General features: G+C 58.2%; 13 protein-coding genes and 1 tRNA gene. 8 read left to right on the forward strand and 6 right to left on the reverse strand.

The genetic code is table 11. The features are described from left to right. Positions 1-71: 71 nt before the first annotated feature. From sppA to ACK8OE_RS09635, 3 genes are all read right to left on the reverse strand, one after another. Complete coding sequence (gene sppA / locus ACK8OE_RS09625) at positions 72-1,850, reverse strand: signal peptide peptidase SppA (RefSeq protein WP_410272347.1); 1,779 nt, start codon at positions 1,848-1,850, stop codon at positions 72-74. Between the two features lie 145 nt (positions 1,851-1,995). Continuing rightward, on the reverse strand, positions 1,996-2,868 hold the full coding sequence (locus ACK8OE_RS09630) for a rhodanese-related sulfurtransferase (protein ID WP_410272348.1): 873 nt from the start codon (positions 2,866-2,868) through the stop codon (positions 1,996-1,998). Between the two features lie 57 nt (positions 2,869-2,925). Continuing rightward, the gene (locus tag ACK8OE_RS09635) at positions 2,926-3,399 is read right to left on the reverse strand and encodes an MEKHLA domain-containing protein (protein ID WP_410272349.1); all 474 of its coding nucleotides are present in this window, start codon (positions 3,397-3,399) and stop codon (positions 2,926-2,928) included. A 129-nt stretch (positions 3,400-3,528) separates the two neighbouring features. On the opposite strand from ACK8OE_RS09635, the gene ACK8OE_RS09640 reads away from it, so the two are divergent. Then, positions 3,529-3,602, forward strand: a tRNA-Gln gene (locus ACK8OE_RS09640). Here ACK8OE_RS09640 and ACK8OE_RS09645 read toward each other — a convergent pair. Then, positions 3,588-3,995, reverse strand: a complete 408-nt coding sequence (locus ACK8OE_RS09645) for a hypothetical protein (protein ID WP_410272350.1) — start codon at positions 3,993-3,995, stop codon at positions 3,588-3,590. The two genes, ACK8OE_RS09640 and ACK8OE_RS09645, sit on opposite strands and share 15 nt — an antisense overlap. Before the next feature lie 240 nt (positions 3,996-4,235). On the opposite strand from ACK8OE_RS09645, the gene ACK8OE_RS09650 reads away from it, so the two are divergent. The 3 genes from ACK8OE_RS09650 to ACK8OE_RS09660 all read left to right on the forward strand — a co-directional run bounded on the left by ACK8OE_RS09650 (position 4,236) and on the right by ACK8OE_RS09660 (position 7,359). Next, positions 4,236-5,879 carry an IS1634 family transposase gene (locus tag ACK8OE_RS09650; RefSeq protein WP_410271822.1) on the forward strand — a complete coding sequence of 548 codons (1,644 nt, stop codon included), beginning with the start codon at positions 4,236-4,238 and terminating at the stop codon, positions 5,877-5,879. A 106-nt stretch (positions 5,880-5,985) separates the two neighbouring features. Next, positions 5,986-6,696: a hypothetical protein gene (locus tag ACK8OE_RS09655; RefSeq protein WP_410272351.1), complete on the forward strand. Its 711-nt coding sequence runs from the start codon at positions 5,986-5,988 to the stop codon at positions 6,694-6,696. A 114-nt stretch (positions 6,697-6,810) separates the two neighbouring features. After that, positions 6,811-7,359 (forward strand): hypothetical protein, encoded by a 549-nt coding sequence (locus ACK8OE_RS09660; RefSeq protein WP_410272352.1) that lies wholly within the window; start codon positions 6,811-6,813, stop codon positions 7,357-7,359. An 820-nt stretch (positions 7,360-8,179) separates the two neighbouring features. Here ACK8OE_RS09660 and chrA read toward each other — a convergent pair. Next, positions 8,180-9,505, reverse strand: coding sequence for a chromate efflux transporter (gene chrA / locus ACK8OE_RS09665; RefSeq protein ID WP_410272353.1), 1,326 nt, complete (start codon positions 9,503-9,505; stop codon positions 8,180-8,182). Positions 9,506-9,513: 8 nt separating this feature from the next. Further along, positions 9,514-10,449, reverse strand: coding sequence for a chromate resistance protein ChrB domain-containing protein (locus ACK8OE_RS09670; RefSeq protein WP_410272354.1), 936 nt, complete (start codon positions 10,447-10,449; stop codon positions 9,514-9,516). 112 nt (positions 10,450-10,561) lie between these two features. Between ACK8OE_RS09670 and ACK8OE_RS09675 the strand changes: the two genes are divergently transcribed. From ACK8OE_RS09675 to ACK8OE_RS09690, 4 genes are all read left to right on the forward strand, one after another. Beyond that, positions 10,562-11,266: a superoxide dismutase gene (locus ACK8OE_RS09675; protein ID WP_410272355.1), complete on the forward strand. Its 705-nt coding sequence runs from the start codon at positions 10,562-10,564 to the stop codon at positions 11,264-11,266. 213 nt (positions 11,267-11,479) lie between these two features. Next, positions 11,480-11,875: a hypothetical protein gene (locus ACK8OE_RS09680; protein WP_410272356.1), complete on the forward strand. Its 396-nt coding sequence runs from the start codon at positions 11,480-11,482 to the stop codon at positions 11,873-11,875. 59 nt (positions 11,876-11,934) lie between these two features. Then, entirely contained in the window at positions 11,935-13,212 is a 1,278-nt protein-coding gene (locus tag ACK8OE_RS09685; RefSeq protein ID WP_410272357.1) for a TolC family protein, read from the forward strand. Beyond that, positions 13,213-14,478, forward strand: coding sequence for an efflux RND transporter periplasmic adaptor subunit (locus ACK8OE_RS09690; RefSeq protein ID WP_410272358.1), 1,266 nt, complete (start codon positions 13,213-13,215; stop codon positions 14,476-14,478). Positions 14,479-14,487 lie beyond the last annotated feature (9 nt).

The following is a 14,487-nucleotide window of genomic DNA, read 5'->3' on the forward strand; positions in this document are numbered from 1 at the left end:
TCACTGAATCCCAAAGAAAAACCCTCCGGATCGCTCCGGAGGGTTTCTTGTTTCAGGTATGAAGTCTTACCCTACGGCGCGTAGGGTTCCGGGGCCAGGACGCTGGCGCCTTGCTCGCGCAGGCGGGCGTCGCGGGCTTCCTTCATGATCATCTGGGCGCGCGGATCGCTGGCGGCCCAGCCGAGGAAGGACAGGGCTTCGAAGCCCTTGGCGCTGGCCTCGACACCCTTGCCGAACATGGCAAAGGGCGACTTGTTATTGGGGTAGTTGACCAGCTTCACCTTCACGTCGTCACCGATCTTGGCCAGTTGCTTGGCCTTGGCCACTGCGGCGAAGAAGCCGCCGGTTTCATCGACCAGCCCCAGTTGCTTGGCCTGCGCGCCAGTCCAGACGCGGCCCTTGGCGATTTCACGCACGCGCTCGGGCGCCAGCTTGCGGCCTTCGGCGACGTGGCCGATGAAGGCGTTATAGATGGTGTCCATCCAGTTGGAGATGGCCTGGGTTTGCTTTTCGGTGAAAGGCTTGCCTGCCGAATAGGCCCCGGCGTACTCAGAGCCGACGCCGATCTGACGGAAATCGACCCCGAAACGCGATGCCGCTTCGCCAATGGCCATCTTGCCGCCATAGACACCGATCGAGCCGGTGAGGGTGGTCGGGTTGGCGACGATGGCATTGGCCCCTGCCGAGACCCAGTAACCGCCCGAAGCCGCGTAATCCCCCATCGACACCACGACAGGCTTGCCGGATTTCTTGGCGTAGGCCAGGGCGCGCGAAATCTGCTCAGAGGCGGTATCCGACCCACCGGGCGAAGAGACGCGGAAGACTATGGCCTTGACCTTGTCATTCTCAACGGCGTCGTAGAAGGCCTGAGCCACATCGTCCGACAGCATCTGGGCTTCGCTGCCGAAGCCGCCGCCCGACCCCTTGCCGGTCATGATCGGGCCTTCGCCATTGATGACGGCGATGGTCTGGCTGCCCGTCGAGACGGTGGAGGCCGCATAGGACTCAATATCCATCAGTTGCGTGTCGGCCCCGCCCTTGGCCTTGGCGGCCTCTTCGATTTCCTGCACCTGCCCCAGATTGGTGATCAGGCCCAGTTCCTTGGCCTGTTCGGCGCTGTAGGGGCCGGCTTCGAGAATGGTTTTCAGCTTGGCGGCGTCCAGCTTGGCGTCCTTGCGGTCGATTGCGGCGTCGCTGATCAGCGAGTCATAGACCGAGCCCATCCACGACAGGGTGGCTTCGCGGTGCGCCGGGGTGAAGTCGCTTTGCAGGTAGGGGTTGACGGCGTTCTTGTACTCATAACGCTGCTGGAATTGCGGCGTGATGCCGTACTTGTCAAAGGCGCGCTTGAGGAACATTTCCTCGGTGGCAATGCCGGTCACCTGAAACGACGAGCGCGGCTGCATCCAGAATTCGGTCGCCGCCGTGCCCACCGTGTAGGAGGCCAGCACCATGGTCGAGGGATAAAGGCCCTGCGAATGGGCATAGACCGGTTTGTTCTTGCTGCGCACGTAACGCACGGCTGTGCGGATTTCCTGCGCGGCGGCGGGCATCAAGCCGCCTTCGGGCAGGCGGATCAGCACCGACTTGACCTTGCTGTCGTCGGCCGCGTGATAGAGCGAGGTAACGATGTCCATGGTGGACAGGGGACGCCCCGTTATGAAGGCGAAGGGGTCGGAGCGCGACTGATCCGTCAGGCCTTCGCGCAGATCAACCACCAGCGTAATGGCCGACGGCGTGGTCGGCTTGGATGCCGCGGCGATCATGGTGATGAGCAGGAAGGGCACACCGACGAAGAACAGCACAAAGGCGGCGAATACGGCGGCTACCGTAATGAAAAACTGTTTCATGTGACGAACGTCATCCCCGAATTGGGTGCAGCTATATCAAGATGCGCCGGAACCACGATGGGCGACGCACGCGCACTCAGGCGGGCACCATAGCGTGCCTAACGATAAGGTCAAATGAAGACCGTGTAATGCAGGCGAACGCAGATCAGAATTTGGTGCGACCTGCGGCCGGTTCGCGGTCATGCTGATATTTCGGGTCGCCGTGGCAATGCGGGCAGGAGACGCCCTTTTGGTACATCGGGCTTTGCTGATCCTCGGCCGTCAGGGCATGGTCGCAGTAAAGGCAGAGCACGGCGGTTTGCGACGGATTTAGGTGATGATCGACGGCGATACGCTCATCGAAGACAAAGCATTCACCATCCCATAGCGACTCTTCGGCGGGCACGTCCTCGAAATACTGCAAAATGCCGCCCTTGAGGTGATAGACCTCGTCAAAGCCGTTCTCCATCATCCAGGCGGTGTATTTCTCGCAGCGGATGCCGCCAGTGCAGAAGGTGGCTATCTTCTTGCCTTTAAGCTGATCGGCGTACTGGCGCGTCCATTCGGGCAGGAATTTGAAGGTCGGAATTTTCGGGTCAATGGCCCCCCTAAACGTGCCCAGATTGACCTCGTAATCATTGCGCGTATCGAGGATCACCACGTCATTACGGCGGATCAGATCGTTCCAGTCCTTCGGCTCGACATAGTGGCCACGGCGGCTGAGGTTGACCGGCTCCCCCAGCGAAATCGTCTCTTTCTTCAGGCGCACGCGCACCTTGCCGAAGGGCTGGGTGTCCGCATAGGACTCCTTCCATACAATCGGCTCGCCAATCAGTTCGCTCTGAAGATAGGTCAGGAAACTGTCTATGGCCTCGCGCGTGCCGGCCATGGTCGAGTTGACGCCTTCAGAGGTGATCAGCAGCGATCCCTTGATGCCGAGCGCCTTCAGCCGTTCGAGCAGCGGGGCCTGATGCGCTTCGAAATCGGGAAAGTCGAAGAAATGATAGAAGGCGGCGATGACGTAGGGCGGCTGTGACATGCGGCGGGAGCTATCACAAAGCCTGCGCTCACGAAAGGGGGCGGGATGTCGCGATGGTTACAGGAAACGCCAGCGCCGGATAAAGGCGGCCTGCCCGTGACGGGTGCCGGCCTCATCGACGACATTCCACAGGACGGTGTCTTCTATGTAAAAGCGCCGACCGCTGGCGGACACGCGGATACCGGCATAATGATCGACATACCCCTGCGCCAGCGCCGCCTTGAGCAGGGCATTACGGTCGGACTGTATGCCGTTGTCGGGTTCTGCGGAATGGCGCGAAGGCAGACGGGTAAAGGTGTCCCAGTCCATTTCCCAAAGGTTGAGCGCCTGTGCATTGGCATAACGAAAGATGGGGTCGGCTTCGATCCCGTGGGAGACGATGGCTTGCGGGGCCGTGAACAAAGCCTCAGCCAGTTCGGAGGCGTTCAATCCGGCGGCACCAGCGACGATCTCCTGCCCGGTAAAGCGACGGAAGCTGTGGGCCATCAGCCGGCTATAGGCCTGAACGGCAGGGTCAAGGGCAGGGGGCATGAAATCCAGAGAAGTTGGGGAAAATTTCAACGGGGGGATTGCATGTCACAAAAGCTTGGGTTAGTGAAGCGCCCTCTCGCTGAGACAAGCGAGGCCAGCAAGTCTTTCAAAGACTTTCTAAAGACCTGCTGGGGAATGGTGTAATGGTAACACTCCGGTTTTTGGTACCGTCATTCTAGGTTCGAGTCCTAGTTCCCCAGCCAATTTTCTTTTCCTGCATCATCATACCTTTCTGGGTTTTCGCTGTTCGTCGATTTCAATGCTGTTTCTTGCAGCATATCAAATGGTTGTCGAAAATCTGCGATCAACTCGCCATCCTTCCAAATGCAGTTCTGGAAGACGAAATTTAATAGCTTTCTTTGGGCCATTCCCTCCTGTTTTTCGAAGATCGAATGAGCGTCCTGGGCTAGCTTCAACAGGCTCACCCCTTCGTCCATGTACGATTCCCCAGCGCCATTAAGCCTTAGAAGCTCATCTTCGCACCGCCTGGCCTCTTCTTTCCATTGACTTGAAGTTCTAGAATAGAACGCATCACTAATTCGGCGGTCGAGCTTGTCTATATAGAGGGCTTCCAAGCGCTGATTCAGCCGATCCAACTCACCCTTCACGCGATTGACGCGTTGAAACGCGCTTGGGGCAACCTGGGGGAACGGTTTGCGACGGCGACCATTACCCTACTTAAACAGCGCAGGCGGAACATGCGGTGAACATTTCGCGTAAGTGGTTGTATTTATTGAGCCGCGTTTTGGCCCCGTCATAATGTGTAGTGAAAACATATTTTCATCAATGCCCTTATTTGTATTGATTTCCGGCGATTCTCAGGTGACAACGGAATCATGTTTGTCGTTGAAAAGGTCGCCCGCGGGCATCGATATCTCTATCTCGCGGAGACCTACCGCGAGAATGGCAAGGTGCGTCAGCGTCTAATTCGCCCCCTTGGACGCAAAGACCAGTTACTGCTGTCAGGCGATCTCGATCGCCTGATCGCGTCCATGGCTCAACATTCGGACCGTAACCTTGTCTTATCCGAGATCGATAACGGTGAGTTGGCTTCGACGCGCATCGGCGGCCCATTGTTATTCGGCCGGTTGTGGGAGCGCCTGGGCATTGGCGACGTCCTTCGCGACCAACTGGCCAAACGCGCCTTTGAGTTCGCCGTTGAACGTGCCGTGTTCGTCAGTGTTCTGCACCGCCTGTTCGTCTCCGGTTCGGATCGGTCCTGCGAGAAGTGGATGAGCGACTACAAGATCGACGGCATAGACGGCCTGCAACTGCATCACCTCTATCGTGCGGTGGCGTGGTTGGGGGAAGAGATCGAGGAAAAGGCGGAGGGAGCCCTGGCACCACGCTGTGTGAAGGACGTGATCGAGGAGACCCTGTTCGATCGACGCCGCGATCTGTTTACAGATCTGTCCCTGGTCTTCATGGATACGACGACCCTGTCCTTCTATGGCGAAGGCGGCGACAGCCTCGGCGCGCATGGCCATTCCAAGGATTATCGCCCCGATCTGAAGCAGGTGGTTCTGGCCGTGGTCATCGATGGCACTGGCCGTCCGATCTGTTCGGAGATGATGCCTGGCAATACCGCCGACAGCACCGTGCTCCTTCCGATCGTCGACCGGTTGCAAAAGCGCTTCGGCATTGGACGTGTCTGTGTGGTAGCCGATCGCGGCATGATCTCGAAGGCGACCATTGCCGCCCTGGAGGCGCGCAAGCTCGAATATATCCTGGGGGCGCGCGAGCGCTCAAGCAAGATCGTGCGCGATACGGTGATGGACGACACCCAGCCCTTTGTCCCCCTGCTGATCGAACGCACTCAGGGCGAGACACAACTGTTTATCAAGGAGGTCATGGCTGAAGGCGAGCGCTACATCGTCTGTCGCAATGAGGCTGAAGCCGAGAAGGACCGGATGGATCGCCAAGCGATCGTCGAGGGCCTGCAGACCCAGTTGAAGCGCGGGGACAAGGCCCTGGTCGGCAACAAGGGCTATCGCCGATACCTGAAGGTCACTGACCGCGGCGATGATAAGCCGGCCTTCGAGATCGATGCCGGCAAGCTTGCAGAGGAGGCCCGTTATGACGGCATCTTCGTCCTGCGCACCAATACCAAGATTAATCCGCTGCTGGCCGTCCTGCGCTATCGTGACCTTCTGAAGGTCGAGGAACTGTTCCGCCGCGCCAAGGCGGTCATGAAAACCCGGCCGATCTATCACTCATCCGACGAAGCTATCCGCGGGCACATCTTCTGTTCCTTCCTGGCTCTGCTGCTGCAGAAGGAACTGGCGGACCTCTGCGCCGCAAAGGGCGTGAAGCTCGAATGGCAGGACCTGCTACGCGATCTTGATCGCCTTCAGGAGGCCACCATCGAAAAGGATGGCAAGCGTATCACCGGCCGCACCAGCGTTCGGGGCCAGGTCGGAACCATCTTCCAGGCGGCCGGCATTGCACTGCCCCCGAACCTGAAATCTGAGGCCGCCTGACACAGCCTCCGCAAACCCTTAAAATGTAGTGCAAACACCGAAATCAGTGCCAATATCCCATTGTTTATACAAATCTTTCCCAAAAACGGTGTTTAAGTAGGGCATTATGGGCATTCCCGGGAGCGCCTCGGTCAAAGAGGCGGTTGCCGACTCGTGCTTTGACGTCGATGGCATAACCTACGTCAAGCCCGCTCCGATTATGGGCATCGAAAGCCAGATCTACGTTCGCGGCAGACCCCGCAACAATGTGAAAGTGGCTGGCGAATGGCCGCCGGTTGGCCTCATCACTCCAGATATACCGAAAGCTGATTTCGCGAGTTTCCAAGCGGCTTTTCCTGACGAACCCTTATTGCAAAACTGGGAGTCATGGCAGGCGCTGTGGGCACCTGCGAAAGACGAGGCGTCACCGCTTCAACCTGTTGTCGCGATGAAGACCTCCTACCGGGGCTGGTGCGGATGGCGAAAGAAGAGCGGGGTAGGAAAAACCGTTCAATCCCTGTCGGCTTACGCGATGTATTGCTTCAACGCAGAAATGCAGAAGTTTCGCTCGGCGGCAGTGGAGACCGAAGTGGTTCCACCGCGTGCCGGACACTACGTCCTAAGTGTAACCGAGGTCATCGGCATGGACGCCGCGAACGACGTATCGTCAATCGGTATCGCCTACAATTCACCCGGAAAACCTCTAAGCTTCGATGAGTTTGTTCTGGACAGCCGTATCGGCAGAGAACAGAGCTTGGCGTTGGCTTGTGCCTATGCTGTCAAAATTGGGGCTCGCGGGGTGCTATGGTATGAGGACAAGACCTATGCCTGGGTTTGATGAGCCTGGGGTTGGCCTGTGCGAGGCCAACTCGTAGGTGTCTGGAGTAAGGGCGCCCGCTGCGCGCCGAACACATGAATGGTGCCCAAAGAAGGAAGATGCCAAGAGAATCGAATGGAAAAGTACCACATCGAACTTACGGAAAACGAAAAGCCGATCCTGGCAAAAATAGACCTGAAATTGGGTGACTGGCGCGAGTCTCATGATGACGGGCATAGGCGCTATCTGAGTAACAAAGAACCCATCCTATCGCTGCTCGAAAGTCTCGCCGGTCGCCAAGCGATTCCGTCTCAGCGCGTTGCCTATTGGAATGACCCTGCGTACCGAAGTGGAAGAATCAAGGCGTCCCGCATGGGGCTTTTTGAGCGAAATAACTGTCGTGGGGACGATATCTATACCCATCCTCACTTCATTCCGCATCTCCGTTATTTTCTGTTCGGCACGGACCTGCCTGATGCGGTTGTCCTTGCGTTTGAAGAGAAAGTGGGCAAGCCGGAATGGATCACATCCAGCGATATCGTACCTCTGGGCAAATTTGCGCGAGAGTTGGCCCGCAACTATAATCTTGACCGCACGGCGGCCGTAGACGAGTTTTTTAAACTATGCCTCGACATGGGTTTGGGTCTTAATCGTTCGAGCCAGATTTCTCGGGCGCTGAAATAGGTCGGTGCATCCAATTGTAATGGTATCTAACCGTTGCGGGCTCAGGGGGCGGAGCAAGTGGCGGGGAGAGCGCCTGTACCGCCACGGGTTTGCCTGCTTTCTTTGGTGCATTCACACAGATCTGGACGCGCGACTCCAATGTTCATCCGAGTTCAGGTGCGGTGAGCTAGCGGATTTTACGAGCAATGTCCCGGTCTTAGCGGGTCTGAGGGGACCATTTTTAGACACTAAGGTAGCTTTGCTTTTGGCCCAATAGCTGACATGGTCCTTACGGGTGATCGCATAATAAGCGGACATCGGATCACGCAGCATTTCCATATTTAACTTCGCTTCGCACGAATTTTCTCAAAAGCGAACGTCAATATTTCTGATAGTGATATTTGATTGGGCTACCGCCTTAACCCGACTATTCTCTGAATTTTGCCAGACGATTTTGAATCTCGGCTCCGGGTAGCCTGCATCGAGGGTGCGCGCGCAATGTACTCAAGCCGCAGTGCAAGCGCTCAAAGGTGACATGAGCGCCATCGGCGAGTTGATCGAACACCCATAGAACACCATGAATCCCCAGGTTCTGTGCGGTGGCCAGAGCGCGCAGTGATCCGTCTCCGGTCAGGAGGGTCCGCTGCCGTGACCCCGCGATGGCATACGCGAACGCATCCGGCCGCGAAAGGCGCGCGTCACCGCGTCGGATGGCGATCGCGCGACCCAGCTCTTTTCAAGATTGCCGACGATGGAGACGTGCACGACTGGATCAATAGAATTCGCTTTCCATCGCGCCAGACCGCCCCTGACCGTGTGACCGCAGCACTGCACCTTGCCATTAGGCGAAAAGGCGGACGGCCAGACCTATTCCAGCGCAGATAGCAAGGGTTCGTAGGATCGACCATTTCAGGCGAAGCAGCAGAAGAGCGGCGAGACCAGTCAGCACGATGGCCACCGCATCGGGAGGAGATCCCATACCCGACGGCCAGAAGACGTGGCTCGCGAAGAAGACGGATAGCGTAGCAATCACGCCGACGACGCAAGCGGACACGACCGCAAGCGGCGCACCGAAACGCAGATCGTTCTGGCTCTGCTCGATAAACGGAGCGCCTGCGAGGATGAAAATGAAAGAAGGCAGGAAGGTAAACCAGGTCACCAGTACGGCTGCCAACACTGCGGACAAGACGGCTTGATCCGCGCCAAGCGGGGAGGTGACATGCCCGCCGAGATAGGCGACAAATACCACAACCATGATCAGCGGACCCGGTGTTGATTCCCCGAGCGCCAGACCATCGATCATCTGCGGAGTAGTCAACCAGCCGAACTGGCTCACCGATTGCTGGAGGACGTAGGGCATAACGGCGTAGGCGCCACCGAAGGTTACCAACGCGGCGGAAGTAAAGAAGCCGGCCATCTGGGTGAACGGACTGTGCCATCCGAAGAACATGCCAAGGCCGGCAAAGGGAAGGGCCCAGAGCATTGCTCCGGTGAGGCAGATTTTCAGGAAGGGCGACCAGCGGAAACGCGCGTGGTCGGGCAATGGTGTATAGTCATCAATGACCGCCGGGGTGTTTGATCCGGAAGGGGTTGCATGCGTTTGGGCCCGAAACAGGTCTGGCCGCCAGCGCCCCACCATCCCTCCGAGTGCGAGGGCCATGAGGATTAGTACCGGGAAAGGAAAACTGAAAATAGCAGTGGCCATGAAGGCCGCGGTGGCCGTCGCCCAGAGTAAGCCGTTCGACAAGCTTCGTCGGCCGACCCGGTAGGCCGCATGAAAGACGATGGCCACGACCGCCGGCTTGATGCCGTAAAATACTCCTTCGAGCATGGGCGTGTGCCCGTACGTTACGTAAAGCGCCGATAGTCCGATCATCAGAAAGAGTGAGGGCGCGACGAACAGGGTGCCGGCGATGATGCCGCCGGCCGTTTTATGCATCAGCCATCCGAGATAGATGGCCAGTTGTTGCGCTTCGGGTCCCGGTAGCAGCATGCAATAATTTAAAGCGTGCACAAATCGCTTTTCGGAAATCCAGCGCCGGCCTTCCACCAATTCCTTGTGCATAATAGCGATCTGTCCCGCTGGTCCACCAAAGCTGATGACGCCGAGCTTCAGCCAGAACAAAAAGGCCTCTTTCCGTGAAATTGGACGCGGCGGTTCTATCATAGGCGCCGTCACGCTTCGTCCCCCGCGAAAACCCGCAGGATGGCGTCAAAAACCGGATGGGTAGCGGCGATCAGGTCGTCATCATCGTTGTGGGTTTGTCGCAAACCCTTCAACACGGCGCTCACTCCGGCCGCTTCAGGCGGTTCGGGGCCCCCCACATCTAGGAAATGAATCAGAGCAGCCATTCGCGCCAGACCTGGCATGGACAGGCCGAAGCTGACAGCCAGCACCTCGAAACTCACCAGAGGGCCGACGTGGGTGAAGCGGGCACCATCGAAATCAAAGCCTAGGGCGTCCGCTGGACAATCCCCCGGCGTACCAAGCCACAGAAAGCGTGCGTTGGCGTCGATATGGCGGGCGATGAGCCAGGCTGACGCCAGGCGATCGACCCACGGTCTGCGCCTTGTCGCCCAAAGCTGGCCTTGATAGTCGGCAGGGGATAGGCGCGGAATTTCACCTTGGGTCGGTTCGGGTTCTCCCGGTTCAGCGAGACGAGTAGCGAGAATATCGAGCGCCTGATATTCGCCACGTACACGGGCTTGAGTCGCGTCGGGAAAGAAATCTATGGCGGAGAGCGCTGCGAGCGCCTTGCCGATCCGTCGCACCTTCTTAGGAGTGTCGGCTGCATAGGCGCGTCGCATTTCGCGATCGAGATACCGGATGTCCTCTGAAATCTTCTCAAACTCGACCCGGCGATCGAAGAGCGACGCGAAAGCCCCTGGTTCGGGCTCTTCCATACGCAGGACATGCGCAATGCCGCCCTCAGTCCGGACATCGTTGGCGATGGCCTCCAGAGCGGTTGAGGCTGAATCGCTTTCCGGCAAAAGATAAACCCCATCTCGCAGACTGCCTGCGCCGAGACTTTTCAAGGTGCGCCACGAGCGCATGCGCACTGTGGCATTCTGTGTGGGGAGCGACAGGATCAGCGACGTGAAAACATTCATATGTAATTATTATAACAAATTTATATGAATCTCTACAAATTTATTGCGTGCAATCGCTCTCAGGCGTAGGTTCTGTTCGAAGTTTCGCCAATCGGATTCGAAGGAGCGCGTCATGACGACCCAAGTGGATCGTAGAACGGTATTTGGACTAGGCATGGGTGCCGTCGCGACTGCTGCCGTCGCGACTGCTGCCGGCCAGACTTCCGCGCAAACAGTGGCCTCAGCGGCCAAGGTGCTGGAACCTCAACCGTTGCCGTTCGACCCCAAGGCGATCGCCGGTCTGTCTGAGAAAATACTCACCAGTCACCACGCCAACAACTACACCGGCGCCGTGAAACGCCTGAACGCCATTGAGGCGGAAATCACAAAGCTTGATCTCAAGTCGGCGCCGGTCTTCGCCGTGAACGGCCTTAAACGCGAAGAACTGATTGCTCTGAACTCGGCCGTGCTGCACGAAATCTATTTTCGCTCAATCGGACCGGCCAATCGCACGCCTGGGGCCGCGCTCGCCGACCAGATTGAAACCGATTTCGGTAGCCATGCCCGTTGGGCACTTGAGTTTTCAGCCATGGGCAAGGCGCTCGGTGGTGGATCGGGCTGGGTGTTGTTAACTTGGTCGCCTCGCTTTGGTCGTCTCGTCAATACACGGGCGGCCGATCATACGATGACGGCTGCTGACGGGCAGGTGTTGCTGGCGCTCGATATGTATGAACATGCTTACCAGATGGATTATGGCGCTAAGGCTGCTGCCTATGTTGATGCTTACATGGCCACGGTGGATTGGGCTTACGCTTCCAGTCTCTTCAAAGGGGCGTAACTCGTTCTCCATTTTCAGACTTCAGACTTTCGCAAGCGTGCGGCAAGGTGACGGAGAATGCCTCCTAGAGCCTCTGGTTTCCCGTAAAGGGAGGGGCATGACGGGCGTTGAGATTGCGCACAAGAGACGTTGCGCATTTTGCCCAACGCGCTTAAAAGCCATTGAAGGTAGATGTGTTCCTTGATGAGAACACGCGGCGGGCTAGCTGGACGCATGAGGGAAGATCGGAAGAGCTATTCGAGCTTCAAGGCATGGCTACTGGCCGTCTGCCTCGGCTTGTTTATGCATTCGGTCTGGCTTACGACCCAGACCGAAGTCAACCTCCTGGATCATATGGCCCGAGGGGATGTGTCGAAGGTCTTCTCGTTGGATCATGATCACGACCATCACGATCATGAGGCGCCCGTGGCGAGTTTTGTTGTAAACGCCGATAACCCTCTCGATTTGCACCACCACCACCATTTCAGTGAATCGACGCCCAGCATCGTGCCCCTGGTCGAGGAGATGGTCGTGCCTCTGAGCGTAGCCCTTATCCGCGACACTCCTGGAAACGTTTTGGCGCCGGATGGTGTGCGTCCTTCTGGTCCGTTCCAGCCGCCGCGCGCCTGAATCGAATCTAACCTTGCCGTGCCAACTGGCGCGGATGATATCGATTCAAGGAACTCATCATGCAGAAGAACCACTTGCGTCCCTTTATGGGGCGTGTAGGGCTGAGCGTGCTTGCTTTGGCAAGCCTCGGCCTGGCGTCAGGAGCGCGGGCCGAACCCATGCAGCTGGCCACAGCGCTAACCCGCGCGGCAGAACTTAACCCTGAACTTGAGGCCGTCCGTCCTCGGCTTAAAGCGGTCGAAGGTGCCGTGGCCCAGGCGGGCGTTCGGCCCAATCCCACCTTAGGTCTTGAAACCGAAAATGTACTTGGCTCCAACACTTACGGCGGTATAGACGGCGCCGAAACGACACTACGCTATAGTCAGGTCTATGAGACGTCCGACAAGCGCCGCGCACGACAGGATTTAGCCGCAAGCCAGCGCGACCTCATCCTGGCCGAAGCTCGGGTAAAAGGCCTCGACCTCATGCACGAGGTTGAGGCCGTATGGATCGCCGCCGTAGCCGCGGAAGCCGACGTCGAAGTGGCTCGCGAACGTCTGGCTATGGCTGAAAGGTCGCTCAGGGAGGTCAGCCGTCGGGTCGCGGCCGCCCGTGATCCGTTGTTCGCCGGCGCACTGACAGAGGCCAATGTCGCGAAGGCCCGCATTTCACTCGATCAGGCAGGCGACAGAGCGCGGGTGGCAAAAGCACAACTGGCGGCCTACTGGATCGGATCGACCGACATTGACCTAGATCTTACCAGTTTTAAATCACCCGCTCTGCCATCCTTCGTGTCTGAAGACATGCCAGATGCCGAATTGCTTAGAGCGAGGGAGAGGCAGGCATCCGCGCGGATACGCGTGGAGACCACGCGCCCCCTCCGTGACAAGACCTTGACGGCGGGTGTGCGGCATTTCAATGCCGATGGCTCGGTGGCGTTTGTGGTTGGCGGCTCTATTCCGCTGGCGCGCCACGACACCAATCAGGGCGCCATTGCGCAAGCGCGCGCCGAAGCCGACGCGGCGGCGCTCGACATCCGGGCCTATGATGTGAAACGCGCTCGTGACCTGGTGGCCATCAAGGCGCGGTTGGGTGGCTATCTCAATGAGGTCAAACGTCTCGATGCGGAGGTTGTGCCGCAGGCCGAACGCGCAATCAGACTGGTCGAAGAGGGCTTTGCCCGCGGCGGCTTCGCCTATCGCGATCTCATGAACGCCCACGAGGCGCTTTTGTCCGTAAAGGCCGAACGCATCACCCTTCTAAAAACCTTTCATCTCGAACGTGCCCATTATGAGCGACTGAGTGGTCAATGGATCGCACTGTTGCCGGCGCCAGATGTAAACACCGAGGCCAAGTAAATGACCCTCCAAAATTCTCCTAGACGCACGTTCCTGCTGGGAACCGCGGCATTTTCCCTTGCTACTCTGGCCGCCTGCGATGACAAGAAGGCGCCGGCATCCGAGGGCGGGCATGGCCCGGCCAAAGCAGACGAATACGAGCGCGGTCCGCACCGCGGACGGATGCTGCGTGACGGTGACTTCGCGCTGGAAATCACCATCTTTGAAGATGGCGTTGAGCCCGAATATCGCGTCTATCCCTATCTTAAAGATAAGCCCTTGCCGCCGACGCAGGTCCAGCTTGCGATCGAGCTGACCCGGTTGGGCAACGTCAAAAACCAGATCGCCTTTTCCGCACAGGAAGACTATCTGCGTGGCGATCAGGTCATCGTCGAGCCGCACTCCTTCGATGTAAAGGTGACAGCCAGTTTCCGGAACAAAAGCCACGGCTGGTCCTTTTCGTCCTACGAAGGGCGAACTACCATCTCAGCCGAAGCGGCCAGAGCGGGTGGGATCAAAACCGAGACAGCGGGGCCGGCCGCGATCAGTGAGATAGTCACCATTGCGGGTCGGGTCGAGATCAAGCCTGAAGGCAAGTCTCAGGTCCGTGCCTGGTACCCCGGTCGCATTATGATGCTCAATGTCGAACTGGGCCAATCCGTCAAAAAAGGTCAGGTGATCGCCCGTGTCGAATCGAGCGAGAGTCTCCAGACCTATGCAATTCCCGCCCCAATCTCCGGCGTTGTAGTCGAGAAGAATGCCAATACCGGCGACTACTCCGGGGACGGCCCGATGCTGGTGATCGCCAATCCGACGAAGTTGCACGCCGAATTCTTCGTCTATCCGCGTGACGCCGAGCGGGTAAAGGTTGGCCAGACCGTGAGCGTACGCAGTCTGTCTGGCGATACGAGGATCGACGCCAAGGTTGAAGCGGTTCTTCCAACGGCTGACCTCGTCAGCCAGACGCTGGTCGCCCATGTCCATATCCCTGAAACCCAAGCAGGCGCCTTCCGCCCCGGCATGGGCGTCGAAGGCGATTTTGCCGTGAATGCGCAATCTGTGCCTTTGGCTGTGCGCACCAAAGGCCTGCAGCCCTTCCGCGACTTCACGGTTGTTTATGCCAAGGTTGGCGACACCTACGAGGTGCGTATGCTCGATCTGGGCCGCAAGACCCCGGAGTGGACGGAAGTCCTGGGCGGGTTAGAACCCGGCACCGAATACGTTACCGACGGCGCCTTCCTCGTTCGCGCGGATATCGAAAAGTCCGGCGCGAGCCACGATCACTAAAGGGAGGGG

Source organism: Asticcacaulis sp. W401b (assembly GCF_046503825.1).
Taxonomy (GTDB): domain Bacteria; phylum Pseudomonadota; class Alphaproteobacteria; order Caulobacterales; family Caulobacteraceae; genus Asticcacaulis.

What these genes read in the sequence shown, in the direction of transcription:
- ACK8OE_RS09635 (WP_410272349.1), bottom strand. Translation starts at nt 3,399, where the DNA reads ATGCCCCCTGCCCTTGACCCTGCCGTTCAGGCCTATAGCCGGCTGATG.
- ACK8OE_RS09655 (WP_410272351.1), top strand. Translation starts at nt 5,986, where the DNA reads ATGGGCATTCCCGGGAGCGCCTCGGTCAAAGAGGCGGTTGCCGACTCG.
- ACK8OE_RS09630 (WP_410272348.1), bottom strand. Translation starts at nt 2,868, where the DNA reads ATGTCACAGCCGCCCTACGTCATCGCCGCCTTCTATCATTTCTTCGAC.
- ACK8OE_RS09670 (WP_410272354.1), bottom strand. Translation starts at nt 10,449, where the DNA reads ATGAATGTTTTCACGTCGCTGATCCTGTCGCTCCCCACACAGAATGCC.
- ACK8OE_RS09660 (WP_410272352.1), top strand. Translation starts at nt 6,811, where the DNA reads ATGGAAAAGTACCACATCGAACTTACGGAAAACGAAAAGCCGATCCTG.
- sppA (WP_410272347.1), bottom strand. Translation starts at nt 1,850, where the DNA reads ATGAAACAGTTTTTCATTACGGTAGCCGCCGTATTCGCCGCCTTTGTG.
- ACK8OE_RS09675 (WP_410272355.1), top strand. Translation starts at nt 10,562, where the DNA reads ATGACGACCCAAGTGGATCGTAGAACGGTATTTGGACTAGGCATGGGT.
- ACK8OE_RS09650 (WP_410271822.1), top strand. Translation starts at nt 4,236, where the DNA reads ATGTTTGTCGTTGAAAAGGTCGCCCGCGGGCATCGATATCTCTATCTC.
- ACK8OE_RS09685 (WP_410272357.1), top strand. Translation starts at nt 11,935, where the DNA reads ATGCAGAAGAACCACTTGCGTCCCTTTATGGGGCGTGTAGGGCTGAGC.
- ACK8OE_RS09690 (WP_410272358.1), top strand. Translation starts at nt 13,213, where the DNA reads ATGACCCTCCAAAATTCTCCTAGACGCACGTTCCTGCTGGGAACCGCG.
- ACK8OE_RS09680 (WP_410272356.1), top strand. Translation starts at nt 11,480, where the DNA reads ATGAGGGAAGATCGGAAGAGCTATTCGAGCTTCAAGGCATGGCTACTG.
- chrA (WP_410272353.1), bottom strand. Translation starts at nt 9,505, where the DNA reads ATGATAGAACCGCCGCGTCCAATTTCACGGAAAGAGGCCTTTTTGTTC.